The following is a 23,531-nucleotide window of genomic DNA, read 5'->3' as shown; positions in this document are numbered from 1 at the left end:
GTTAAGCAGTTTTAACTTTTAGACGTTTCATACGACGTTTAACATTTCCTTGAACCACATAGTGATCGATAGTAGGTGCGAACACATTCATTAATAGTATAGCTAAGAACACACCTTCAGGATAAGCTGGATTGAATACACGTATCATAATTGAAATAAATCCAATCAAGAAACCATAGATCCATTTGCCTTTATTCGTTTGTGAAGCAGTAACTGGGTCTGTTGCCATATATACGGCACCAAATAAAATACTTCCTATAATTAAATGTTGCCAGAATGGAACACTCATTAAGCCGTAGAACTTGCTGGATTCTCCAATCCACCCAGCATCAACAACACCATTAAATATCAAGCCCATTACTAGTGCTCCAATAAGTGTGGATAAAATAATTCTCCAGCTACCAACTTTTGTGAAAATTAAAAATAAAGCACCAATGATAATCAAGAATTTTGAAGTTTCTCCTACTGATCCTGGGATCAATCCCCAAAACATATCCCATATTGAATATAATTCTGAAGCACGATCACCATAAGTTGTGACTACATCTGCAGCACCATTTGATCCTGCTAAAGTCAATTCTTGACCAGACTTGGCATAATATCCTAATAGTGTTTCTCCAGAAATGGCATCAAGATTTTGACCTGAAGCTATCATTTGATCGCGTTCTACAGCACCATGAACCCAAACTTTATCACCAGACATCCAAGTTGGATAAGCAAAGAATAAAAATGCTCTAATAGTTAAAGCTGGATTTAAAATATTCATCCCTGTACCACCAAACACTTCTTTACCGATGACAACGCCAAAAACTACAGCAACAGCCAACATCCATAAAGGGATATCTACTGGAACAATCAATGGAACTAACATTCCTGTAACCAAGTACCCTTCTTCTACTTCATGGCCTTTAATTACTGCAAAAAGGAATTCTACTGCTAACCCGACACCATAAGACACCACTACTAATGGTAAAACTTGCCAAAGCCCAACTACTAAATTATCTAAAGTCCAAAAGGTAGAACCTAAGAATCCATTAGAAGCTTCAATTTCTCCCAGAGCTAAATAATGTTGGTATCCAGCATTAAACATTCCAAAAATCAAACAAGGAACTAAAGCCATAATTACCGTATTCATCGTACGTTTTAAATCATCGGCGGCTTTGATATGAGTACCGTTATGTGTAGTCTCATTAGGTAAATATAAAAAGGTATGGAGTGCGTTAAATGCAGGCGCCATTTTTTTCCCTTTATACTTTTCTTTTAAATTATGTAAATTACTTTTTAAACCCATTATCCTATCTCTTTAAGCATTAAGTCTAATCCTTTTCTTATAATTTCTTGATGTGGTTGTTTAGACACACAAACAAATTCGGTCAATGCGAAATCTTCTGGTGCTACTTCATACATCCCCAAAGCTTCCATTTCATCTAAATCTTGGTACATACAAGCTTTCAAGATTTGCATTGGATATATATCTAATGGAAATACTTGTTCATATGTTCCTGTGGTTACAAAAGCACGATGTTCGCCATTTGTATTAGTATTTAGATCGTATTTCTTTTTCGAATTCAACCATGAAAATGTCAACGCTCTAGATGTGGATATTTTATTAAAGATAGGCTTATTCCAACCGAAAAACTCATAATCATCACCTTCAGGAATAACAGTAATCACGTTATCGTAATAACCTAAACTCCCATCGGGTTTTATATGTTTACCTGATAAAACGTTTCCTGATATTATTCTATCATTTCCGTCTTTCTCTACCCCGTTATCGTATATCATTGTAGCTACTTCACTACCAATTTTAGTTTTAAAGTATCTTGGTTTTTTAACCGAAGAACCAGCTAAGGCTATAACACGTTCAGGATTGAATTTACCAGTCATCAATAATTCGCCGATAATAACTAAATCTTGAGCGTTTACTGTCCAAACCACTTCACCTTTATTCACAGGGTCAATTCTATTGATTTGTGTACCAACATTCCCTGCAGGATGTGGGCCAAAAACATTATGGATTGTAGCATCACTCATTCCAGCTAAGGGAGAGTTGCTAGATTTTACACCAATGTGTACTTGGCCTTCTGTTAGTTTAGCTAGAGCAGAAACAGCAGTTTGTAACTCTGCTTCTTTCCCTTGTAATACAAAATCAAGATCAGCTGCAAGAGGTGCCGTTGCACAACCAGAAATAAAAATCGCCTTGGGTGATTTCTCTGGGTTGGCAATAACATCATAAGGTCTTTGCTTGATGAATGACCAACAACCTGTAGCTAGTAAATGCGCTTTAATAGTTGCTGCATCAGAATTGGCATTAAATTTCCCAAAATCCTTAAAAGATTGTGTCTTATCTGCTTGAATTTTGATAGCATCAATTCGTCGCTTAGGACCTCTTAATACTTCAACCACAGTTCCAGAAACTGGAGAAACGAACTTTATATCCTCATTTGACTTATCATAAAAAATAACGTCTCCTGCTTGTAAGGTAGTGCCTTCTTTAGCAATAAGTTTTGGAATAACGCTGTGAAAATCTTCAGGCCTTATCGTGTAGAAATTACTTATAATGGCTTGTTCTACTGTTTTTTCAGCCTCGCCTACAAGTTTTATATCTAGACCTTTTTTAATTTTAATGTCTTTTGACATACGCTTTATATTGAAATTAGTTGTCTAAAAATCCGTGCAAATTTACGAATTTATTGAGTAATAAAACAGTATATTCTTGAAGTTTATTATTTGTATTGATTCTAAATAAATCAAAGTAAGCTGTTTAATAGCTACTAAAAAACAGTTAATCGTTAAAGATTTGAAAGACACTAATGACCATATTTTACTGAAATGTAAAATTCAAGAAGACACCTCTAGTTTTCATTGAAGTAACGTTACTTGTCCATGGGCTATTTGGATCTACGTCTCTTACAATTTCATCATTGAGGGCAAAAATACCACGAATTGATGGCGTAAACTTAAACCATTGATTATAAAAATCAATACCAAACCCTAATTCATAAAAAAGAACATTTTTTTTGGTTCTAAATTGACCAACACTATTATCGTCTGGATTTTCTTCATTACTTGATAAGTTTAGTGATGTTGAAATACCGCCAACAATAAAAGGCTTGAAATTGTTTAACCGTTTAGTTGAAATTTTTAATAATAATGGAAAATGCACATATGTTGATTTTACTTCTCGAAGTAAATCTGAATCGTTAAATTCTAAACCATTAAAGTAACTTGGATCATACTGAATATTTCGTTGCGTTATGTACAATCCAGGTTCAAATCTGAGATCTAAATGTTCATTAATACGTAAATTAGAAACAAGACCAACACTAAAACCTACATTAGTTTCTACAAGAATATCCTCAAGGTCTTCTTCGTAATTAAATTGATAGTCGTAATTATTAAGACCGAGAAAGAATCCCCAAGACAATAAGGCCTTATCAAAATTCTCGTTATTCTTTATTTTTTCTTTACTAAAAAGTTGTGCAGAAACAGTTTGCGATGCAATTAGTAAAATTAAGATTACAAATACTCTCTTCATAAATTTACATTAATCCCTATTAAATCTCAATGTTAATCTTTAGATGCAGAATATATAGTTGCTACACCAAAAGTTTGAGGTTTATCTTCAACGTTAATAAACCCAATTTTACGTAAAATATTGTTTAATGCCTCACCAAAAGGAAAAACGGAAGCCGATTCACACAAATAGGAATAAGCCGATTGATCTTTAGAAAACATTTTACCAATAGTAGGTAAAATATATTTAGTATAAAAACCGTAACCTTGTTTATATGGTGTTTTAGTAGGCACAGAAGTTTCTAGTATTACAAAAACACCTTTTGGTTTAAGCACTCTGTATATCTCAGCGAGACCTTTTTCAAGAGTTTCGAAATTTCTCACACCAAATGCTACAGTAATGGCGTCAAAAGAATTATCGTCAAAAGGCAGATTTTCAGAATCACCAATTACCATACTAATTCTATCTTGAAGATTTTTTGTGTCAATTTTTTTACGACCAACTTCAAGCATGCCATCACTTATATCTAAACCAATAATTTTTTCTGCCTTGGTTTTTGCCAAACTAATAGCAAGATCTCCAGTACCTGTAGCTATATCTAAAATGGTTTTAGGATTGGCTTTAGCAATGATATCAACAACTTTGTTTCGCCATTTAACATCAATCCCAAAAGAAATCACTCGATTTAAACCGTCATATTCTTTTGATATATTGTCAAACATTTGCGTAACCTGTTTCTTTTTATTCAGATTACTATCTTTATATGGTGTTACTTTAGATGCCATCAATTTTTTTGCAAATATATGCAACTATCTGTTAGCTTTAAAAAATTCCCTAATGAATTATAATCCAACTCTATCCAATGTAATTCAGATAATATTGTAGTATATTTGTATGTTTTTTCATCAAAACTTACTTAATGAAAATAATCATTGCAGGAGCAGGAGAGGTCGGATTTCATTTGGCAAAACTATTGTCTTATGAATCTCAAGAAATCACGCTTATTGACATTAACAAAGATAATTTAACCTACGCAAATGACCACTTAGATATAAGGGTTATTAAAGGTGATGTTACTTCTATTGCTATTTTAAAGGAAGCTAGAATCAACACATCAGAATTATTTATTGCTGTTACTTCTTCAGAAACTACAAATATTACTGCCTGTGTTTTAGCCAAGCAATTAGGTGCTAAACGTACCATTGCTAGGATTTCAAATGCTGAATTTATTGACAATAAAGACGATGTAGGGTTTACAAAGTTTGGTATTGACGAATTAATTTCTCCTGAGTCTTTAGCTGCTTCAGAAATAGAATTACTACTCAATCAATATGGCTTTAACGATACTTATGAGTTTGAAGATGGTGCATTAACCATGTTAAGTTTACGGCTTTCGAGAACTGCTTCCTTTGTTGGCAAAACAGTAAAAGAGGCTGCTCAAGTATTCCCAGAATTACACTTTTTACCAATAGCAATTCAACGCTTTGGAACTCAATACACTATAATACCTAGAGGAGACACACAATTTAAAGAAGGTGACAAAGTCGTTTTCATGACCTCTAAAGGTGGTGATGATGAACTTTTTGCACTTTCTGGACGTGTAAAGACTGAAGTTAAAAATGTTATGATTCTCGGTGGCAGTAAAATTGGCTACAAAACCACGAGAGATCTCTGCGAAAGCAAATTCAACGTTAAGATCATTGAAAAAAACAAGGACACAGCATTTGAACTAGCAGACGAACTGCCTAATGCCATGGTAATTAATGGTGACGGAAGAAACGTAGAACTTTTAGAAGAAGAAAGTATTACCGAAATGGATGCTTTTATTTCTGTAACAGGAAATGCAGAAACCAACATCATGTCTTGTCTTGTTGCTAAATCTAAAGGGGTAAAAAAAACCATTGCCTTGGTTGAAAACATGGATTACTATCAATTATCACAATCTATCGGTATTGATACACTTATTAACAAAAAGCTTCTTGCTGCAAATAACATCTTTAGATATATTAGAAAAGGTGAAGTTGTAGCCATGACCAAATTAAGCAATATGAATGCTGAACTCTTAGAATTTGAAGTAAATTCTTCAAATTCTAAGATCACGAAAAAACGTATCAAAGATTTAGATTTTCCTAGATCTGCAATTATTGGAGGTGTCATTAGAAATGAAAAAGGCACCATCCCTTTAGGTGATTTTCAAATAGAAGTAGGCGACAAAGTTGTGGTTTGTTGTTTACCTAGATCGATTACAAAAGTCGAATCGTTTTTCTTTTAAGCAATAAAATGAAACTCAACTATAAGATTATTTTTCATTTTTTTGGTCTACTATTATTATTTAATGGTGGGTTTATGCTGTTATCAGCTATAATGAGTTACGTTTATAATGATGGTGTTACGTTTCAACTTTTATTATCGGGATTATTTGTAGTTATCGCTGGTGGTTTGATAATGCTTACAACAAAAAACCACAAAAAAGAATTAAATAAACGTGAAGGTTACATTGTAGTAGCATTTGGATGGATCGTTATGGCATTGACCGGAACAATCCCTTATGTGTTGACTGGTTCAATTCCAAATTTTACAAATGCCTTTTTTGAAACCATGTCTGGATACACTACTACTGGTGCTTCGATCTTAAATGATATAGAGGCATTACCTGAAGGTGTTCTATTTTGGAGAAGCCTTACTCATTGGATTGGCGGTATGGGAATCATCGTTTTAGCCATAGCTATACTACCGTTACTTGGTATTGGCGGAATGCAGTTATTTGCGGCGGAAGCTCCAGGGCCAAATGCTGATAAATTACATCCTAGAATTACTGATACAGCAAAACGATTATGGCTCATCTACTTTGGCTATACTGCAGCCGAAACCATTTTACTTCAAGTAGCAGGTATGTCGTTTTTTGATGCCATAAACCATTCATTATGTACGTTGTCTACTGGAGGTTTTTCTACAAAAAATGCAAGTATTGCCTATTGGAATGGACAGCCTATCATTCAATATATCATTATTTTGTTTATGTTTTTAGCAGGAACAAATTTCATTTTGAGTTATTTTGCTTTTAAAGGTAGAGTGCAGAAGGTTTTAAGAGATGATGAATTCAAACTTTATTTTAGGTTCATTGCCATTTTTACAATAATTGCTACGCTTATCATATATTTGAGAGCAGATTTTTCAATCTCATCAATAGAACATCCAATGGTCTGGGGAGAGGCAGAAGCTTCATTCAGACATGCTTTATTTCAAGTCTTAGCAATTATAACTACTACTGGTTTTGTGACAGCAAACTATACCTTATGGACGCCTTTTCTAGTTGTTTTCTTTTTCGGATTGATGTTTTTAGGTGGTTCTGCAGGCAGCACTTCTGGTGGCGTAAAAGTAGTAAGGCATATGATCATGATTAAAAATGGTTTTTTAGAATTTAAACGTGCACTACACCCTAACGCAATTCTACCTGTTAGATATAACAAAAGGTCTATTCCTGGAGATATTGTATTCAATATTTTAGGATTCTTCATATTGTATATGCTATCGTTTATAGTGGGCGCATTAGGATTCTCAATGTTTCAAATCGATTTTGAGTCTGCCATAGGTTTATCTGCTTCTAGTCTAGGTAATGTTGGTCCTGCTTTAGGTGATTTTGGCCCTGTAAATAATTACAGTGCACTTCCTCCATTAGCAAAATGGTGGTCTTCTTTTTTAATGCTTATTGGCCGTCTTGAACTCTTTACCGTATTAATATTATTAACACCTTTTTTCTGGAGAAATAGATAATTTTTTTTGAAAAATCTAAGTTAATAAACTATCAGTATTTATAGGTGATATTGAAATTTAAGTGTTGATTATTAATGGTTTAATTACAATTACAATTGTAACATTTTATTTGATTGTGCGTCATATTTGTATAACCATTAAAAATAACCAATCATGGAATTAGTATTATCACAAGATTTAGAACCATTACCCGAACGTAGATTAAAATGCGAATTTGTAAGACCTGAAGGACTATTGAATTCAAACTATAAAAACGTTGTAAGATGCAATTTACGCAACACAAATTCAACTTCTATATTTGGTATTAAACAACGTATAAAAAGCAGACAGCTTAGCTTTACCTCAAGTATCGAAACCCTTTTGAAAGTGTCTGTTTTTATAATTGCTTTAGCAGTTATCTTATAGCGTAACATAGCAAATTGCCCTTTTAACTGATACATAAAAGAGTTCTCACTCGAAATTATCTTTTATACGTAGAATTAATACTTTATCGATTAACTGTTTCTATTTCGGCAAGTATTATATATTCAATTCATTACTTAAAAATATCTGAAGCATTTCAGAATAAAAAAAACAATTATGGGAGGAGAAGGATCAATGATGCATGCATTAACGTCTTTGAAGAATAATAATAGAAGACGCAAACAACGCAGGCCATTTAGCAAGAATAGCCTCAATAACCATAGAAGTGAGAAGCCTGTTTATGACTTTCCAGAAGCAACTCCAGAGGTTATGACTAAAATTAAATTAGATATGGTTAAAAACCAAAAATCAGAACGCATAGTCTCTATTTTTATTTTTATCATCATAGCTATATTAATTATATTTATAATTATTTAAATATTTCAAACTTCATTTTATGCCTCTAGGAGAATCAATGATAAGCTCATTAAAAAGCAATAAAAGTATAACACTAGATAAAACCTCTAGGTTTAAAAAGACGCTTGGAGGTTATGGAAGAAAGAAAAAAGTTGAGTTTGATTTTCCTGAAGGAAATCCTCAATTATTAAAACAAATAAGAACAAAAATAAAAAAAGACAATAAAAGAACTCTAATCATCCTCACGATGTTATTTATCCTATTTTTCAGTGGAAGTATATTGGTAATACAATATTTCAACATTGTCTAATCCTAACTAACCACTACTTTAATTCGTTTTATAGCCTCAGTAATTTGCTCTTGTGACGCAGCATAAGATATTCTAATACAATTAGGATTTCCAAAAGCTTCACCTGTAACCGTAGCTACATTTGCCTGTTCTAATAAAAACAATGAGAAGTCAGTAGCATTTTTTATAGTTACTCCTTTTATAGTCTTTCCAAAGTAATATGATATATCAGGGAACACATAAAAAGCTCCTTCTGGCTTATTGGTTTTAAATCCATCAATATCATTTAGTAATCTTAAGATAAGTTCTCGTCTAACTTCAAACTCATCAATCATGTACTTCACTCGAGATGGCGAAGCATTTAGAGCAGTGATAACAGCACGTTGTGCTATACAATTTGCTCCGCTAGTCACTTGTCCTTGCATTTTATTACAAGCTCTTGCTATTTCTGCAGGAGCTCCTATATAACCTATTCTCCAACCAGTCATTGCAAATGCTTTTGATACACCATTTACAGTTACTGTTCTATTATACATATCATCAAATTGAGCCATACTAGCATGACCTCCTACAAAATTAATATGCTCATAGATCTCATCGGAAACAACGATAATGTTTGGATACTTTTGTAATACATCGGCTAATCCTCTTAATTCTTCTTTACTATATACTGAACCACTAGGATTACAAGGAGAGCTATACCAAATCATCTTAGTCTTAGGCGTAATAGCAGCCTCAAGTTGTTCTGGTGTGAGTTTAAAATCATTTTCTATTGATGTTTTTACCTCAACAGGAATGCCTTGATTTACTTTAACAATATCACTATAGCTCACCCAATATGGACAAGGTAAAATCACTTCATCTCCTTCATTTAATATTACTGCAGCCACATTTGCTAATGCTTGCTTAGCACCTGTTGACACAACAATTTGAGGCAATTCATAATTAAGGTTGTTATCTCTTTTAAACTTGGTGATAATAGCTTCTTTCAACTCTACATATCCATCAACAGGTGTGTACGAATTAAAATTATCATCTATAGCTTGCTTTGCAGCCTCTTTTATAAAATCTGGAGTATTAAAATCAGGCTCACCTAGACTTAGTCCAATAATATCCTTTCCTTCTGCCTTTAATTCTCTAGCTTTAGCTGCCATAGCTAAAGTAGCAGAAGTAGACATATTTAACACTCTTTCTGAAAGTAAACTCATTTAAATAAGTTAATTGATTACACTTGTAGTGCAGGTTTTCTACCCATATCTCTCAAAAATTTGAAATGGGCAATGATTGCTTTTCTAGTAGTTTCGTATTCTTTATAAGGCAAATTAAACTCTTTCGCAGTCTCTCTAACTATTTTAGATATTTTACCATAGTGCACATGACTAATATGTGGAAAGATATGATGTTCAACCTGATGGTTCAAGCCACCAGTATACCAATTGATGATCTTACTTTTAGCACCAAAGTTGACTGTAGTTTTTAACTGGTGAATGGCCCAAGTATTCTTCATTGTACCATTCTTTTCAGGCAGAGGCATTTCTGCTTCGTCCATAACATGCGCAAGCTGAAAAACAATACTAAGAATTAATCCTGCTACATAATGCATGATAAAAAAGCCTAATAAAATTTTCCACCATGCAATATCTAATACAAGCATAGGTACTACTATCCAAATAGCAACATAAATTAATTTAGATATTACTAGTTTACTCCAGTTAACTACAGGGTTTGGTAATTTACCATAGGATAACTTGCGTTTCATGTAACGCTTCATTTGCTGCCAATCTGTTGTAATAGCCCAATTAATAGTAAGTAGCCCATAAAGTAAGATTGAATAATAATGTTGAAACTTATGATGTTTATGCCACTCTGCATGTTTAGAAAAACGCAATATACGTCCAGCTTCTAAATCTTCATCATGACCATGTATATTGGTATATGTGTGATGAAGTACATTATGCTGTACTTTCCAATTATACACATTACCTGCAAGGATGTATATACTACTTCCCATTAATCGATTAATCCATTCTTTGTTTGAATATGAACCATGGTTACCATCATGCATAACATTCATACCAACTCCGGCCATACCAACTCCCATTACAACTGTAAGCAACAGCTGTAACCAACCAGGAATCTCAAGTGTTAAAATTAAAAAATAAGGTAGTAAGAACATGGTGAACATCACAATAGTCTTAACCCAAATTTTCCAATTACCTGTACGTTTAATATTATTTTCTTTAAAATAATCATTAACGCGCTTATTAAGTGTTCTGAAAAATTTTGCAGAGTCTGTTCTTGAGAAAGATAAGGTTTGCTTTGTCATAATTTAAGCATTTTTTAGTACTAACGTAAAACCATTAGCTATCGTATAAAGTGGCAAATATAAATAATTAATGCTGCCATAATGCTAAGAATATCGTAAAAATATCCACATAAAATTGCATACTTTTGTTGAAAATTCCAAACCATGCAACTTATACAACAGTATTTTCCAAATTTAACTGATACGCAGCTGCAGCAGTTCAGATCATTAGAAGATCTCTACAAAGATTGGAACTTAAAAATAAATGTAGTATCACGTAAAGATATAGATGAGTTATACCTTCGTCATGTACTGCATTCACTCGGTATTGCAAAGGTCATATCATTTCTACCAAATACCAAGGTATTAGATGTTGGTACAGGTGGAGGGTTTCCAGGAATTCCTTTAGCTGTTTTATATCCTGAAACTCAATTTCATCTTGTTGATAGTATTGCAAAAAAAATTAAAGTCGTAAATGAAGTCACAGAAGGTTTACAACTCAATAATGTGAAAACATCTCATGAAAGGGTTGAAAATATTAACGAACAATTCGATTTTATTGTAAGTAGAGCTGTTGCTGCTATGCCAACTTTTGTACATTGGGTGAAAGGAAAGATTGCTAAAGAACAAAAGCATGATCTTAAAAATGGTATTCTCTATTTAAAAGGTGGAGATTTAACTGAAGAATTACAAACTTACAGAACGGCTAAAATTTATAATTTGAATGATTATTTTAAAGAATCGTTCTTTGACACTAAAAAGGTTGTTCATTTACCAATAAAGTACAAAGGATAACCTCAGATTATAATTAATCTTAAGTATTAATGTAAAAGCCGAACAATTTCTTGCTCGGCTTTTACATTTTAGTTATAACCTATTTCACTACCAGTTTAGTTCTATAGTTCAAATTACCTTTAGTTGTAATATGTAATACATATAATCCAGAATCTAAATTTAAAGGGATTACAGTTCTACTATTGAGCGAATCAAAATCTCTATTATACACTATTTTTCCAGTAATATCCACAAGTAGAATAGTTGCCTCTTCAATAGGAGATGCTGTAAGAACAACTAATTCATTAAGGATAGGGTTTTTTTCGATCTTAAGCGTATTTTCATTTTCAAAAGCTGTGTTTGATAATGTTTCTGGCATTATTTCTGTTAAAGCAAATGCAACATTTTGTTCTGTTAACTGAACATGATCTTCATTACCATCTGGCATATACCAATTAACAAAAGGTGTGCTATTTAGAACATCTCCAGTACTTCCAGGATCACCAAGATCAATATCATGAAACCAATTAATTTCATTGTTAGCTGTAATCTCAAGAGCCATACCACTTACAGAAGGTATAAAATTGAACCTATCAATTTTTAACGCATCAATAAAACCCAATACCAATGGGTCTGTCCCTAAATCATTTGTAAAAGCGCCTAGATTAAATAGGCCGCCTGAGGCAGCATCTACTCCGTTAGAAAATAAAGGTGATTCAGCATTAACTTCCACATTTATTAAAGGCGCCGGGAAACCAAAAAGAAAACCTGCCACAGAAATATCACTAATGACATCTTGTTGATCTGCAAAAGGTGTAAGCTTTACCGTAATATCTGCTGTAATATTTGTTACTGGTCCTGCATCAGGTAATGGAAGGTCTTGAAGCAATAAAGCGCTAAAGCTTGGTTCAATGTTGTCTCCATTTATTGCTTGATAAGGAGCACCTATACCACTTCCATTAATAATAGAAACATTTCTAGTGTTTTGCGGAAAACCAGTAGGTGTTAGGCCATTAATACTAGCATCAAAAATAGCTTTGAATGGATGCGCCTCTGGTAATAGTTTAGCTGGATCAAAATCAACTTCACTACCTGAAGCTAAGTGAGATTCAAAATGATCTACAAGTAATTGTCTGGCAGCAGGCGACTTCAATAGGCCATTAACAATTGGCTGAAGTTGTGTAACATTTAATCCATCACCTAATCCAAATCCTAAAAAGTTAAATTGGTGTTGAAACCCTAAGGGAACATTTGCGCCATGATGTGGTGCATCAAAAGAAATCCAAAGCCTTGTTTGATGATCTAATGCTTGATTTTCCATATAGTTTAATGCGTACCTAGAAATTAATCCTCCCATACTAGGGCCAATAATGACTAATTCTTCATCACCAACCTTATCAGCATTTAGTGTATTTATCAAATCGACAAGGATCATTGCATTACGCTCCATATAATCTGCACCTCCATCAATTAAAGTACTACCTAGTGGAAAATCTGCTTCATCGATTATCATATCTCCATTAGTATCAGTAACGGCATCTATATTCAATAAAGAATTATCAGACAATCTTAAATATTGAGGGAAATTCAAAATCACAACATCAAAGCCTTCATCTCTTACTAAATCTGCCAAATTTTGAGCTCCCATAGATCCGGTAAAACTCAATAAGCTATATAACCCAGGAATATCTCTACCATCTGCTGGATCAAAGCCATCAACAACTATAATTGGCTTATCCAATATTCCAGTATTCGTGTCTAAAAATATTTCGTATTCTCCTAAACCTGAAAAGCTAGTTTCTCCATAAGCATCTAATACAGGCTCAATTGATGATTCGATCTCAACAGTTTGAGCGTAAGTAATTAAAGGCAATACGAATAGAAATAAAATGTATTTTTTTATCATAATGAATTGATTTAGAGTTTGTGGTAACAATATACGAAGTTTCATTAAGTAAATAATGTGATATTTAGAGTTATAAGATAAAGTGTAAAAAAAAGGTCTATAAAATACTATTTTAAAGACCTTCTAAATGCGTATTATTGAAATTTTTAACCTAAAAATGGATAACGATAATCTGTTGGCGTAACAAATGTTTCTTTAATCATTCTTGGTGACACCCAACGCAATAAATTCAAAGCACTACCTGCTTTATCATTTGTTCCAGAAGCTCTAGCACCTCCAAATGGTTGTTGTCCAACTACAGCACCTGTAGGTTTATCGTTAATGTAAAAGTTACCTGCGCAATTTTGTAATGCTTTTGTAGCTTCTTCAATTGCATATCTATCAGTAGCTAAAACCGCACCTGTTAATGCATATTCGCTAGTTTCATCAACTAGCTTCAACGTTTGAGAATACTGATCTTCATCATAAACGTATATGGTAATTACTGGACCAAATAATTCAGTACACATTGTTGTATATTTTGGGTCACTCGTCACAATCACAGTTGGCTCAATAAAGTATCCCTTGCTCTTATCATAATTACCTCCAACAATAATTTCTGCATTACTATCTGCTTTGGCTTGATCAATATATTTTGCCAATTTATCAAACGAACCTTCATGAATTACAGCGGTAATAAAATTATCTAAATCTTCAGGAGAACCCATTTTGAAAGACTTAACATCTTCAATAACATAATCTTTAACTTCATCCCAAAGGTTTGAAGGAATGTAAGCACGTGAGGCTGCACTACATTTTTGACCTTGAAATTCAAAAGCACCTCTAGAAATAGCAGTAGCTACTTGCTTAGGGTTAGCCGTTCTATGAGCAATTATAAAATCTTTCCCTCCAGTTTCACCTACGATTCTTGGATATGTTTTATAGTTATGGATATTATTTCCTATTTTTTTCCAAAGCTCTTTAAAAATAAATGTAGAACCAGTGAAATGCAATCCTGAAAAATCTGGACTATCCATAACTGTATCAGTGATCATCGCTGGGTCTCCAAAGACCACGTTGATAACTCCAGCTGGCACTCCAGCCTCCTTGAAGACGTCCATAATCACTTTAGCAGAATAAACTTGGCTGTCACTAGGTTTCCAAACGACAACATTACCCATCATTGCCATACAAGCTGGAAGATTTCCAGAGATGGCAGTAAAGTTGAAAGGCGTCACTGCATAAGTGAACCCTTCAAGTGGTCGATATTCTAATCTGTTCCACGCATCACTTGTGCTTTCAGGCTGTTCATGATAAATATCTGTCATAAATTGCACATTGAAACGTAAGAAATCTATCAGTTCACAGGCTGCATCTATCTCTGCTTGATGCACTGTTTTTGATTGCGCAATCATCGTTGCTGCATTTATTTTTGCTCTGTAAGGACCAGCAATTAATTCGGCCGCCTTTAGAAAAATACCTGCACGCTGCTCCCAAGGCAAATTTGCCCATTTATTTCTAGCCTCTAAAGCAGTACTTATTGCTTGTTCAACATGTGACTTTTCAGCTAAATGATAAGTACCAACAACATGCTGATGATCATGAGGTGCAGACATAGTTTTGGTATGACCTGTTTCTATATCTTGACCATTTATGTAAAGCGGTACATCTACTTTACTGTTGAACATCTCTTTATACGCTACTAAAACAGCATCACGCTCTGGAGTACCAGGAGCATAAGATTTTACTGGCTCATTAATAGCTATTGGTACGTTGAAAAAACCTTTTCCCATCCTAATTTTGGTTTAAAAATTTGGTTATTTATTTGAAGATGCAAAGTTACGATTTTTTAACGACTATTAAATTAATCGCTATTAAAAGCAGGTTAAAATTACTGCATAAATTTTTGTAAGTTGCTTGAATTATTTTTTATATGAATAACGGAATTATATTAACACTAGCTTACCCTGAAACTATTGTTTCTCATGCTGAAGAATGGTACTCTAAGTTTTTACCTTATTTAGGCATAGGAAAACCAAATGCAGTAAGAGCTGGCCATGCGGCATTAGTTTTAATTGACAAAGCGACTGGTGTTTTAGAATACCATGATTTTGGTCGTTACATTACCTCATCGCCTAATGGAAGAGTTAGAGGAAGAGAAACCGATTTTGAACTCAATTTTCCTTTGATTGCTGAAATGGAAAATGATAAAATCAAAAACCTTGATAGCATATTGAAGTTTCTAGCTACGCAATCCAAATTAACCCATGGAGATGGCAAGTTATATGCCTCAGTTTGCAACGCAATAGATTATAAAAAAGCAAGAACCCATATTACCATGATGCAAAATCAAGGATTCATTAGATATGCAGCCTTTGCCAATGAAGCATGTAATTGTGCTCGATTTGTCACAGACACTTTAATAGTTAGTACAACTGATGTCAAAATTAAGTCAAAACTGATCAAATCAAAGCGTTTTACGCCAAGTACTATAGGTAACGTAATTATTGCAGATACCGAAAATGATGTATTTGTTGTTACTGAAACTGGAGATATTTCAGAATTTACATCTACAGTTAGCAAAGAAAATAGACGTTTTTTCTTAGACACATTAACCGATTATCAGCCTAGTTTGATAGGTACGCTTGAGCCTAAGCCCAATGTTATTAAAAGTGATCATGCGCAATGGCTTAGTGGTATTGCTGCTGGAGCTTGGTTTGAAATTTATGATATCGGCAGCACTCACGAGTTTCGATTTAGGCGTATTTCTCCTTACGGTAACGTTGATTGTGATGGTCTTTATAAACTTGCTTCAGAAAGTTTTGATATTTATTCCAACTACCAATTTATTCACTATTCAAATTGTAAATTCTTTCATATTAATCAGAAAGATCAGACTTTGAGATTTGAATATTTAGAAAACTATACTTAAGTATTAATTTAGTGCGAAAGGCGCACTTAACTTAAATGAAGGTATGATTACTTTAAATTTATTAGTATTTGTAAAGTTCACCATATTATAGTGCCCTTGCATTGCACCGAAAGGAGACGTTAATAGACATCCAGAGTTATAAGTATGAGACTCACCTGGTTTTAAGACGGGCTTTTTACCAATAACACCTTCGCCTTCAATGACTTCAACATTATTCAAAGCATCAAGAACTTTCCAGTATCTAGAATTAAGTTGAACAGAGTCTTTACTTTGGTTTTCAATAGTTACTTTATATCCAAAGGCAAAATGCACTTTATAATTTTTATAAAATGTACCTTCGAAAGTAGTTTCTACAGAAATCTTTATCCCACTTGTAACCTGTTGTACCATTGTTAAATCCTAGCTAAGAAGAGCAAAAATAATTAATTTTCAGTTAATTTCAGTGTTTTTTTTAAATTAAGCAAATTTTTAACACCTGTGTTTATTTAATCTTATCATGATTGCAAATTTTCTGAATCTACAAATGTTTCGATTGTTTTAAAAAAACGTAATATGTCATTTGTTTCAACTTTAGTATTAATTGTTACCAACCTTACAAATGTTTCTCCTTTAAAGTTTCCGTAGCCAACCATTAATTTTGAGTGTTCATATAATTTTGTGCACAACACCTTAGCAGAAATTTTTTTATAATTAAAACAAACGGATATCGAATCTTCAAAACTATATAATGTGTAATCGGAATGTTTACTAATATAATCTCTAGCAACATGAGCTAAATGAAATTGATGGTCTACAATTGTTTCTAATCCTTTACTACCAACAGCTTTCCATAATGTCCAAAGTTTTAACGCATCGTTTCGGCGACCACATTGCAATGATGTCTTTCCTAAATTAAAATCGTCGTCACTTGTTTGGTATAAATAATCTGCTTCATTTGAAAATGATTGGTATAAGTGTTCCTTATTTTGAGTCACTAATATAGAGCAGCTTAAGGGGGTCCCTAACATTTTATGTGCATTAAAGCTAAATGAATCTGTAAGCTCAATACCATTTACCAAATGTTTATAAGACTTACTAAAAATTACAGCGCCGCAATAGGCTCCATCTAAGTGCAACCAAAGTTGGTGCTTTTTAGACACTTCACTTAAATCTTTTATATTATCAAAAGCACCTAAGACAGTAGTGCCAGCGGTAGCATTGACGAAAAATGGATGATAGCCATTACTGATATCATCTTCGATTTGACGTGCTAAATCTGCTGCTAACATTTCTCCTCTATTATTAGTATTTACTGCTCTTACTTGATGTCTACCAATGCCAACGAATGATGCATTTTTTGTTACTGAATAATGAGATGTATCTGAGGTGTATGCAATTAGCTTTCGAGTTATACCATTATTTCTAATTGAGCCGTCAAAAACATCTCTAGCCATCAACATTGCCATGTAATTACACATTGAGCCACCTGGTGCTATAGTGCCATCGCTTTGCACTCCATAACCAATACGTTCACCAACAGCTTTTAAAATCGCTTTCTCTACACCAACCTGAGGTCCAGCAACCTTGTAGGTGTACATACTATTATTTAGCATAACAGATAGCAAATCTCCAAGAGTTGCTTTAGAAATTCTACCACCAAAGAGTTGATTGAAAAATGTTTTTGAAGCTGTTTTTGGTGTGCTTTTAATAACTTCTTTCAAGAGGTTTTTAAAATCTTCACCTATTAAGGGTTCGTTTGTTAGCTCTAGATCTAATCTATTGTAAAGTTCGCCTGTCTCAATTGGTATTGCTACAGGGTTGTTTTCTTCTTCAGATAGTAAAAACTCAGCGAGTTCTGTAAACAATTTTAAATCGTTATGCATGTGCTGTTGTAGTCTAAAATTTTGGCTTTGTGTAAATTTATTCCTATTTTTTCGGAATATTATGAAAATCCCTTTAAATATATTTATTGCATATTGAAATCTCCAGAAAACATTCACAAATTAATAGCATTATTGTCGGAATCTTCTAAAAAAGATTACAATTCTATTTTTAATAATTTTAATTTTGAATGTATAAATTTTAAACCCTTTGAAAGTTGGTCTCCAAAAAAATACACAAGAAACTGTCTATATAAAGACCATCAATTTGAGTTAATCTTACTTTGTTGGAATGAAAATCAAGCAACGTCAATTCATGGGCATGATGGTGAAGATTGTTGGGTATATTTGCTTGAAGGTAGTATGGAAGAAGTTTATTACACGCTAACAACAAATAATGATATAAAAGAAGAAGGGTCTCATCACTTATTGCCTAAGCAATTATCATTTATGAATGATAGAATTGGTTTGCATAAGTTAAAGAACACTTATAAAGGAAAATCTTTGAGTTTACATCTTTATGCCAAACCAATTGAAAACTGTAGGTCTTATGATGAAGCTTCAAAAACGTTTATTGAACGTGAACTCAAATATGACACCTTTAGAGAAGTTGAATTAGTTACTAAAAGCAATTAATTAGAAATATCTACTGAGGACGCTTCACCAAAACCAATCAATTCATCATACCTTGCACCTAAATCTCTATAGTACACTAACACTTTATAGTTGTTTTCAGTTTGCCAATAATTACCACTAATCAAGCCTTCGTCTAGATTTCCTTTAGGATCTACTACAACGTATTTGTAATTATAAAACCCTTGTTTTAGTTTAAAAGCTGTTTTATACAAATTCTCGTCATTATCGTAGTACATTCTATTCATATCTTCGAGGGCATAGTTATTAAAATTTCCATAGACGTATACTTCACTTCCATCGTTAAACTTTGGATGAGCTAATGCAAAATGTATCATGGTATAATCTGCTTCAATATCAACATCTTCAACAACATCTAGAGCATTGATCAAAAAATTACCATTTATATCTGGATTATAGGTATAAGGCTGGCTAGCACGCTCTGTGTTTACAAATAAATAATTGTGATAAATATCTTTTAGATCTATAAACTGAACGCCTACATTGGCGGCTCTAACATCTTTATTTTCGAAAAAACGAAATTCATTACCAGCCCAAAATGCTGTTTCGTTTGTGTATTTGTATATCAACTGTCTGCCCAAAGTATATTGTGGCCTTATGTTTTTAATAGCTGTATTCAAATTATTGTTTTGGATAATCAATGTATTAATCGTCTGCAATGGATTATTAATATTCAAACTACTCGTATTGATATTTATATCTACTGTTTGTTTACCTGCAATAAACCTTACATCTCTTGATCGCTTTATAGATACACCTACTCCCAATAGTTGTTTGTATATCATAAATTTTCTAGTAAACACTAGTTCTCTATCTTCATTGTAAATAGAAATCAAATAATTTCCTGTTTTAGTAAGTGCTCTGGTTTGCTGATTGGGGATTTGAAGCTTATAATGTGAATACATTTGGTATGCATTATATGAATTGAAATAATCTACAATTCTAAAATCGTCAAAGCCTTCCATATACTCCATCTTTACAAGATTAGATCTAGTCCAGTCATAATTATAATGTTCTATGGTATAGTAAAAATCAGGTTCAGTATTAGTAAGCGCATCAAATTCTATATAGAAAGGTTCATTCAATCTTAAGATTGGAAGTTGACCTTGTTGTGTACTTCTACTCTTAAAAGTAATGGTTTTAATATATTCTGGAGGATTAAGCTCTTCTACCTGTGACCACATAAAAAATGGCATACAAAAAGTCAATAGTAAGCAAAGTGTTCTTAGTTGCATCTAATAAAGTTTTAATGTAAAGATATGCAAAATCCATGCCTTTATTAAATAGAATAACATAAACTTAAGTGTCAAACAAATACTAATTCTACTGCTATTTCATTTTAAAAGCACTTAATATAATTGCAGTAGCTGTAGCAACATTTAAACTTTCAATAGCTTTAAGCTTACCGAAACGTGGTATTCCAATACGTTTATCAACTAGTAACTCTATATTTGGGGAAATGCCATTAGCCTCATTACCCATTATGATAACACCTTCGTTAGGTAGGGTTTCTGAATAGATGTTATCTCCATTCATGAAAGTACCAAACACATTTAATTTTGTTTGCTTTAAAAAGTCGCCAAGATTTATGTAGTGAACATACACTCGCGTTAAAGAACCCATAGTTGCCTGTACTACTTTTGAATTATAGCAATCTACTGTTTCCAAACTACAGATTAGATGTTCAATACCATACCAATCACAAAGGCGAATAATTGTACCTAAGTTTCCAGGATCACGAACATCATCTAAAGCAATTAATAAGCCACTCTCACGTATGGGCTGCTCCATTGGCTTTCTAAAAATAGCCAGCGTGGTATTAGGCGATTTTAAGGCGCTTATCTTTTGCAAGTCCTGTTCAGAAATTAAGGTCGTATCTATATCAAAAATAGATTCTGTTGAAAATAATTTATATAATTCAAAATGCGAATTTAAAAACTCTCTAACGCCCTTGATACCCTCAACAATAAATAATTGCTCTTGATTTCTAACCTTTTTTTGTTGTAAGGCTCTAATTAATTTTATCTCATTCTTTGTTATACTCAAAATGTAGTTACTTTTGTTACATCCATACTATTTACAAAGTAATACTTTTTTGGTCTATTTTTTGTTATGCTAAAGCATATTAAAACTGTACATTTGAATTGCATCGTTTTTTTAATCAATTTCTGTTGAAAAAAAGCCTCTACTACATATCATGTTTGATAATGTCCACCTTGTTTGTAACTTCTTGCGATGTTATGAAACGTGTTGGTGAAAGTGAGCATCTTCTTACAGAAAATACAGTTATAGTAGATGATAAAAAAGACAAGACAGAAACGGTGAGCAACTTAATTTATCAAAAGCCTAATGGGAAATTACTTGGTGTTCCTCTTAGGCTTCATATCTATAACTTAGCCAGACCAAATATAGATTCCATTTTAGATGCTAAATATAGAAATCCAGATAACCCTAAAACTGGACTCAAAAAATTATTATCTATAAAACAATATGAAGCTTTGATCAATTCTAAAAAGAATTTCAATAAGTGGCTAAAAAAAACTGGAGAGGCTCCTGCAATTTATAATGAAAAAAAAGCTGAAAAAACATCATTAGAACTTAAAAAATATTTTTTTAGCAAGGGATGGTTTAATGTAGAAACTTCATTTGATGTAAAAAAAGACAGTAACCAAAGAGCCTCTGTAACTTATAAGGTAACTAAAGGCGAGCCTTATGTGCTAGACTCTATTTCGGCTTTCATTGACTCACCAATAGTAGACTCGTTATATGTTTCTAAATTTAAAAGAGCATCCTTTTTAAAAAAAGGACAGCAATATGATGAACTCAACTACACAAGAGAACGAAACAGGCTAACTACAGAACTCAGAAATTCAGGATTGTATCATTTTGGCCAAGATTATATTAGTTTTGATTTGGATACCATAGGTACTAACAAAAAGGTAAACACCGAATTACTAATAAAAAACAGAGCTATTCGAACCGAAGATTCTATTCAACGTGTTCCATTTAAAATCTATAAGATCAAAGACGTTAATATCTTTAGCGATTATAAATATGAAAATCGCAACCTTACTATAACAGACTCTGTTAAATACGACAACTATAATCTATACAGCTACGAAAAATTAAAATATAGACCTAAAGCCTTAACTGATGCTATTTTCATCACTAAAGGTGGACTTTTTAGAGATATTGACAGAACAAGGACTTATAGGTATTTAAGTGAACTCAAGGCATTTAGATACCCAAACATAGAATATATAGAAAATGAAGCGGATACGACTCTAACTGCAAACATTTATTTATCGCCTAGAAAAAAATATGATCTAGGTTTTGATTTTGATATTACCCAAAGCAATATACAAACTATAGGTTTTTCATTCAGTACTGGATTGATTATAAGAAACATATTCAGAGGTGCAGAAACTTTAGAGATCTCTGCATTAGGAGCAATAGGTTCTTCTAAAGATGCTTCAAATGGTCAAGACCAATTTTTTGACATTAATGAAATAGGTGGTAATTTAAGACTAAGTATTCCTAGATTTTTTGTGCCTTTTAATACCGATAAGATCATTCCAAAATACATGTCTCCTAGCACACGTATAAGCATGGGAGCCACAAGTCAGCGTAATATTGGACTCGATAAACAAACGTTCACTGGGTCTTTCAACTACAACTGGTATCCCTCTCAAAAAGTGACCAATAATATTGATCTATTCAATGTTCAGTTCGTTAAAAATTTAAATACAGATAATTATTTTGGAGTCTATCAAAACTCTTATGATAGGCTAAATCAAATTGCACAAGATATTGGTTACATCAACTCTGATAATGACCTTTCCATTCCTGATGGAGCAGATAATTTTATAAATGATGTCCTAAATAACAATACGACGCTAACTCCAGAGGAAGATAATTATATTGATGTAAATAACATTTCTCAACGAAAAGATCGCCTTACCGAAGACAACCTTATATTTTCATCAAGTTTTAATTACGTAAAGGATAGAAGAGAAAACCTTTTTGATGAAGACTTCTCGATTTTTAGATTTAGGCTTGAAACTGCCGGTAATCTATTTGCCAATCTTTCTAGTGTTTTCAATTTAGATAAGAATAGTAATGGCAAATACGAACTTTTTGGTGTTCCGTTTTCTCAATTTATAAAAACGGAGTTAGATTATGTTAAACACTGGAATTTAGGAAAGAAAAATGTCTTTGCCATACGAAGTTATTTTGGTATTGCGATACCTTATGGTAATTCAGACAATATCCCATTTGCCGAAAGTTTTTTTGCTGGAGGACCAAATGATAATAGGGCTTGGACAGCTTATAATCTTGGACCAGGCAGTTCTTTATCTACTAACGAATTTAATGAAGCAAATATGAAAATCACTTTAAGTGCCGAACAACGATTCAATCTAGTTGGTCGTTTTAATGGTGCTGTTTTTGTTGATGCTGGAAACATTTGGAATGCGCTTGATGATGTTGAAGATGAAAACGCTACCTTCGATGGTTTTAAATCGTTAGAAGACATTGCTATTGGCTCTGGGTTTGGTTTAAGATATGATTTTAGTTTTTTTGTGCTCAGGCTAGATATTGGGTTTAAAACCTATGATCCTTCTAGACTATCTGGAAGTCGTTGGTTTAAGGATTACAACTTCGGAAATGCAGTCTATAATATTGGTATCAACTATCCGTTTTAATATTTTCATTATTGTTTCTT

Annotated in this window: 21 protein-coding genes; 9 read left to right on the top strand and 12 right to left on the bottom strand. The window is 32.9% G+C overall.

Going from position 1 to position 23,531, the window contains the following annotated elements; all coding sequences use genetic code 11:
• Position 1: 1 nt before the first annotated feature.
• The 4 genes from Q0876_RS13080 to ubiE all read right to left on the bottom strand — a co-directional run bounded on the left by Q0876_RS13080 (position 2) and on the right by ubiE (position 4,302).
• A complete protein-coding gene (locus tag Q0876_RS13080; RefSeq protein ID WP_299228584.1) occupies positions 2–1,291 on the bottom strand; it encodes an NADH:ubiquinone reductase (Na(+)-transporting) subunit B in 1,290 nt (429 codons plus the stop codon).
• The gene (locus Q0876_RS13075; RefSeq protein ID WP_299228582.1) at positions 1,291–2,640 is read right to left on the bottom strand and encodes a Na(+)-translocating NADH-quinone reductase subunit A; all 1,350 of its coding nucleotides are present in this window, start codon (positions 2,638–2,640) and stop codon (positions 1,291–1,293) included. Before Q0876_RS13075 ends, Q0876_RS13080 begins: the two co-directional genes overlap by 1 nt.
• A gap of 184 nt (positions 2,641–2,824) precedes the next feature.
• Positions 2,825–3,538 carry a porin family protein gene (locus Q0876_RS13070; RefSeq protein ID WP_299228580.1) on the bottom strand — a complete coding sequence of 238 codons (714 nt, stop codon included), beginning with the start codon at positions 3,536–3,538 and terminating at the stop codon, positions 2,825–2,827.
• 32 nt (positions 3,539–3,570) lie between these two features.
• Positions 3,571–4,302, bottom strand: coding sequence for a bifunctional demethylmenaquinone methyltransferase/2-methoxy-6-polyprenyl-1,4-benzoquinol methylase UbiE (gene ubiE, locus Q0876_RS13065; protein WP_299228579.1), 732 nt, complete (start codon positions 4,300–4,302; stop codon positions 3,571–3,573).
• Between the two features lie 134 nt (positions 4,303–4,436).
• Between ubiE and trkA the strand changes: the two genes are divergently transcribed.
• The 5 genes from trkA to Q0876_RS13040 all read left to right on the top strand — a co-directional run bounded on the left by trkA (position 4,437) and on the right by Q0876_RS13040 (position 8,420).
• Positions 4,437–5,789 (top strand): Trk system potassium transporter TrkA, encoded by a 1,353-nt coding sequence (gene trkA, locus Q0876_RS13060; RefSeq protein ID WP_299228577.1) that lies wholly within the window; start codon positions 4,437–4,439, stop codon positions 5,787–5,789.
• Between the two features lie 8 nt (positions 5,790–5,797).
• A complete protein-coding gene (locus tag Q0876_RS13055; protein WP_299228575.1) occupies positions 5,798–7,291 on the top strand; it encodes a TrkH family potassium uptake protein in 1,494 nt (497 codons plus the stop codon).
• Positions 7,292–7,444: 153 nt separating this feature from the next.
• Complete coding sequence (locus tag Q0876_RS13050) at positions 7,445–7,696, top strand: hypothetical protein (protein ID WP_299228573.1); 252 nt, start codon at positions 7,445–7,447, stop codon at positions 7,694–7,696.
• Between the two features lie 174 nt (positions 7,697–7,870).
• Positions 7,871–8,131, top strand: a complete 261-nt coding sequence (locus Q0876_RS13045) for a hypothetical protein (RefSeq protein ID WP_299228571.1) — start codon at positions 7,871–7,873, stop codon at positions 8,129–8,131.
• Between the two features lie 19 nt (positions 8,132–8,150).
• Positions 8,151–8,420, top strand: coding sequence for a hypothetical protein (locus Q0876_RS13040; protein ID WP_299228569.1), 270 nt, complete (start codon positions 8,151–8,153; stop codon positions 8,418–8,420).
• 2 nt (positions 8,421–8,422) lie between these two features.
• Here the strand turns inward: Q0876_RS13040 and Q0876_RS13035 are convergent, their stop codons facing one another.
• Positions 8,423–9,607 (bottom strand): pyridoxal phosphate-dependent aminotransferase, encoded by a 1,185-nt coding sequence (locus tag Q0876_RS13035; protein ID WP_299228567.1) that lies wholly within the window; start codon positions 9,605–9,607, stop codon positions 8,423–8,425.
• Positions 9,608–9,624: 17 nt separating this feature from the next.
• Entirely contained in the window at positions 9,625–10,725 is a 1,101-nt protein-coding gene (locus tag Q0876_RS13030; protein ID WP_299228565.1) for an acyl-CoA desaturase, read from the bottom strand.
• A gap of 144 nt (positions 10,726–10,869) precedes the next feature.
• On the opposite strand from Q0876_RS13030, the gene rsmG reads away from it, so the two are divergent.
• Positions 10,870–11,499 carry a 16S rRNA (guanine(527)-N(7))-methyltransferase RsmG gene (rsmG, locus tag Q0876_RS13025; protein WP_299228564.1) on the top strand — a complete coding sequence of 210 codons (630 nt, stop codon included), beginning with the start codon at positions 10,870–10,872 and terminating at the stop codon, positions 11,497–11,499.
• A gap of 79 nt (positions 11,500–11,578) precedes the next feature.
• Here the strand turns inward: rsmG and Q0876_RS13020 are convergent, their stop codons facing one another.
• Positions 11,579–13,384, bottom strand: a complete 1,806-nt coding sequence (locus Q0876_RS13020) for a T9SS type A sorting domain-containing protein (protein ID WP_299228562.1) — start codon at positions 13,382–13,384, stop codon at positions 11,579–11,581.
• Between the two features lie 146 nt (positions 13,385–13,530).
• Positions 13,531–15,156, bottom strand: a complete 1,626-nt coding sequence (gene pruA / locus Q0876_RS13015) for an L-glutamate gamma-semialdehyde dehydrogenase (RefSeq protein ID WP_299228560.1) — start codon at positions 15,154–15,156, stop codon at positions 13,531–13,533.
• 140 nt (positions 15,157–15,296) lie between these two features.
• Between pruA and Q0876_RS13010 the strand changes: the two genes are divergently transcribed.
• Positions 15,297–16,295: a DUF6695 family protein gene (locus Q0876_RS13010; protein WP_299228558.1), complete on the top strand. Its 999-nt coding sequence runs from the start codon at positions 15,297–15,299 to the stop codon at positions 16,293–16,295.
• Between the two features lie 3 nt (positions 16,296–16,298).
• Here Q0876_RS13010 and apaG read toward each other — a convergent pair whose 3' ends face one another.
• Positions 16,299–16,685, bottom strand: coding sequence for a Co2+/Mg2+ efflux protein ApaG (apaG, locus tag Q0876_RS13005; RefSeq protein WP_299228556.1), 387 nt, complete (start codon positions 16,683–16,685; stop codon positions 16,299–16,301).
• Between the two features lie 104 nt (positions 16,686–16,789).
• Positions 16,790–18,157, bottom strand: coding sequence for a pyridoxal-dependent decarboxylase (locus Q0876_RS13000; protein ID WP_299228555.1), 1,368 nt, complete (start codon positions 18,155–18,157; stop codon positions 16,790–16,792).
• Positions 18,158–18,250: 93 nt separating this feature from the next.
• Between Q0876_RS13000 and Q0876_RS12995 the strand changes: the two genes are divergently transcribed.
• Positions 18,251–18,790, top strand: coding sequence for a cysteine dioxygenase family protein (locus Q0876_RS12995; protein ID WP_299228553.1), 540 nt, complete (start codon positions 18,251–18,253; stop codon positions 18,788–18,790).
• Here Q0876_RS12995 and Q0876_RS12990 read toward each other — a convergent pair.
• Both Q0876_RS12990 and Q0876_RS12985 read right to left on the bottom strand, forming a co-directional pair.
• Positions 18,787–20,043, bottom strand: coding sequence for a DUF5103 domain-containing protein (locus Q0876_RS12990; protein ID WP_299228550.1), 1,257 nt, complete (start codon positions 20,041–20,043; stop codon positions 18,787–18,789). The genes Q0876_RS12995 and Q0876_RS12990 overlap by 4 nt on opposite strands.
• A 94-nt stretch (positions 20,044–20,137) precedes the next feature.
• Positions 20,138–20,854: an RNA methyltransferase gene (locus Q0876_RS12985; protein ID WP_299228549.1), complete on the bottom strand. Its 717-nt coding sequence runs from the start codon at positions 20,852–20,854 to the stop codon at positions 20,138–20,140.
• Positions 20,855–21,015: 161 nt separating this feature from the next.
• Between Q0876_RS12985 and Q0876_RS12980 the strand changes: the two genes are divergently transcribed.
• Entirely contained in the window at positions 21,016–23,511 is a 2,496-nt protein-coding gene (locus Q0876_RS12980; RefSeq protein ID WP_299228547.1) for a BamA/TamA family outer membrane protein, read from the top strand.
• Positions 23,512–23,531: the final 20 nt, after the last annotated feature.

It is taken from the genome of uncultured Psychroserpens sp. (assembly GCF_947503375.1).
GTDB lineage: Bacteria > Bacteroidota > Bacteroidia > Flavobacteriales > Flavobacteriaceae > Psychroserpens.
The sequence above is the reverse complement of the archived record's forward strand: the minus strand, read 5'-3'. Positions and strand labels throughout refer to the sequence as shown.

Bases quoted from the DNA above. Each gene is read 5' to 3' on its own strand.
- Q0876_RS13080 (WP_299228584.1), bottom strand. From the start codon at position 1,291: ATGGGTTTAAAAAGTAATTTACATAATTTAAAAGAAAAGTATAAAGGG.
- Q0876_RS13075 (WP_299228582.1), bottom strand. From the start codon at position 2,640: ATGTCAAAAGACATTAAAATTAAAAAAGGTCTAGATATAAAACTTGTA.
- Q0876_RS13070 (WP_299228580.1), bottom strand. From the start codon at position 3,538: ATGAAGAGAGTATTTGTAATCTTAATTTTACTAATTGCATCGCAAACT.
- ubiE (WP_299228579.1), bottom strand. From the start codon at position 4,302: ATGGCATCTAAAGTAACACCATATAAAGATAGTAATCTGAATAAAAAG.
- trkA (WP_299228577.1), top strand. From the start codon at position 4,437: ATGAAAATAATCATTGCAGGAGCAGGAGAGGTCGGATTTCATTTGGCA.
- Q0876_RS13055 (WP_299228575.1), top strand. From the start codon at position 5,798: ATGAAACTCAACTATAAGATTATTTTTCATTTTTTTGGTCTACTATTA.
- Q0876_RS13050 (WP_299228573.1), top strand. From the start codon at position 7,445: ATGGAATTAGTATTATCACAAGATTTAGAACCATTACCCGAACGTAGA.
- Q0876_RS13045 (WP_299228571.1), top strand. From the start codon at position 7,871: ATGGGAGGAGAAGGATCAATGATGCATGCATTAACGTCTTTGAAGAAT.
- Q0876_RS13040 (WP_299228569.1), top strand. From the start codon at position 8,151: ATGCCTCTAGGAGAATCAATGATAAGCTCATTAAAAAGCAATAAAAGT.
- Q0876_RS13035 (WP_299228567.1), bottom strand. From the start codon at position 9,607: ATGAGTTTACTTTCAGAAAGAGTGTTAAATATGTCTACTTCTGCTACT.
- Q0876_RS13030 (WP_299228565.1), bottom strand. From the start codon at position 10,725: ATGACAAAGCAAACCTTATCTTTCTCAAGAACAGACTCTGCAAAATTT.
- rsmG (WP_299228564.1), top strand. From the start codon at position 10,870: ATGCAACTTATACAACAGTATTTTCCAAATTTAACTGATACGCAGCTG.
- Q0876_RS13020 (WP_299228562.1), bottom strand. From the start codon at position 13,384: ATGATAAAAAAATACATTTTATTTCTATTCGTATTGCCTTTAATTACT.
- pruA (WP_299228560.1), bottom strand. From the start codon at position 15,156: ATGGGAAAAGGTTTTTTCAACGTACCAATAGCTATTAATGAGCCAGTA.
- Q0876_RS13010 (WP_299228558.1), top strand. From the start codon at position 15,297: ATGAATAACGGAATTATATTAACACTAGCTTACCCTGAAACTATTGTT.
- apaG (WP_299228556.1), bottom strand. From the start codon at position 16,685: ATGGTACAACAGGTTACAAGTGGGATAAAGATTTCTGTAGAAACTACT.
- Q0876_RS13000 (WP_299228555.1), bottom strand. From the start codon at position 18,157: ATGCATAACGATTTAAAATTGTTTACAGAACTCGCTGAGTTTTTACTA.
- Q0876_RS12990 (WP_299228550.1), bottom strand. From the start codon at position 20,043: ATGCAACTAAGAACACTTTGCTTACTATTGACTTTTTGTATGCCATTT.
- Q0876_RS12980 (WP_299228547.1), top strand. From the start codon at position 21,016: ATGTCCACCTTGTTTGTAACTTCTTGCGATGTTATGAAACGTGTTGGT.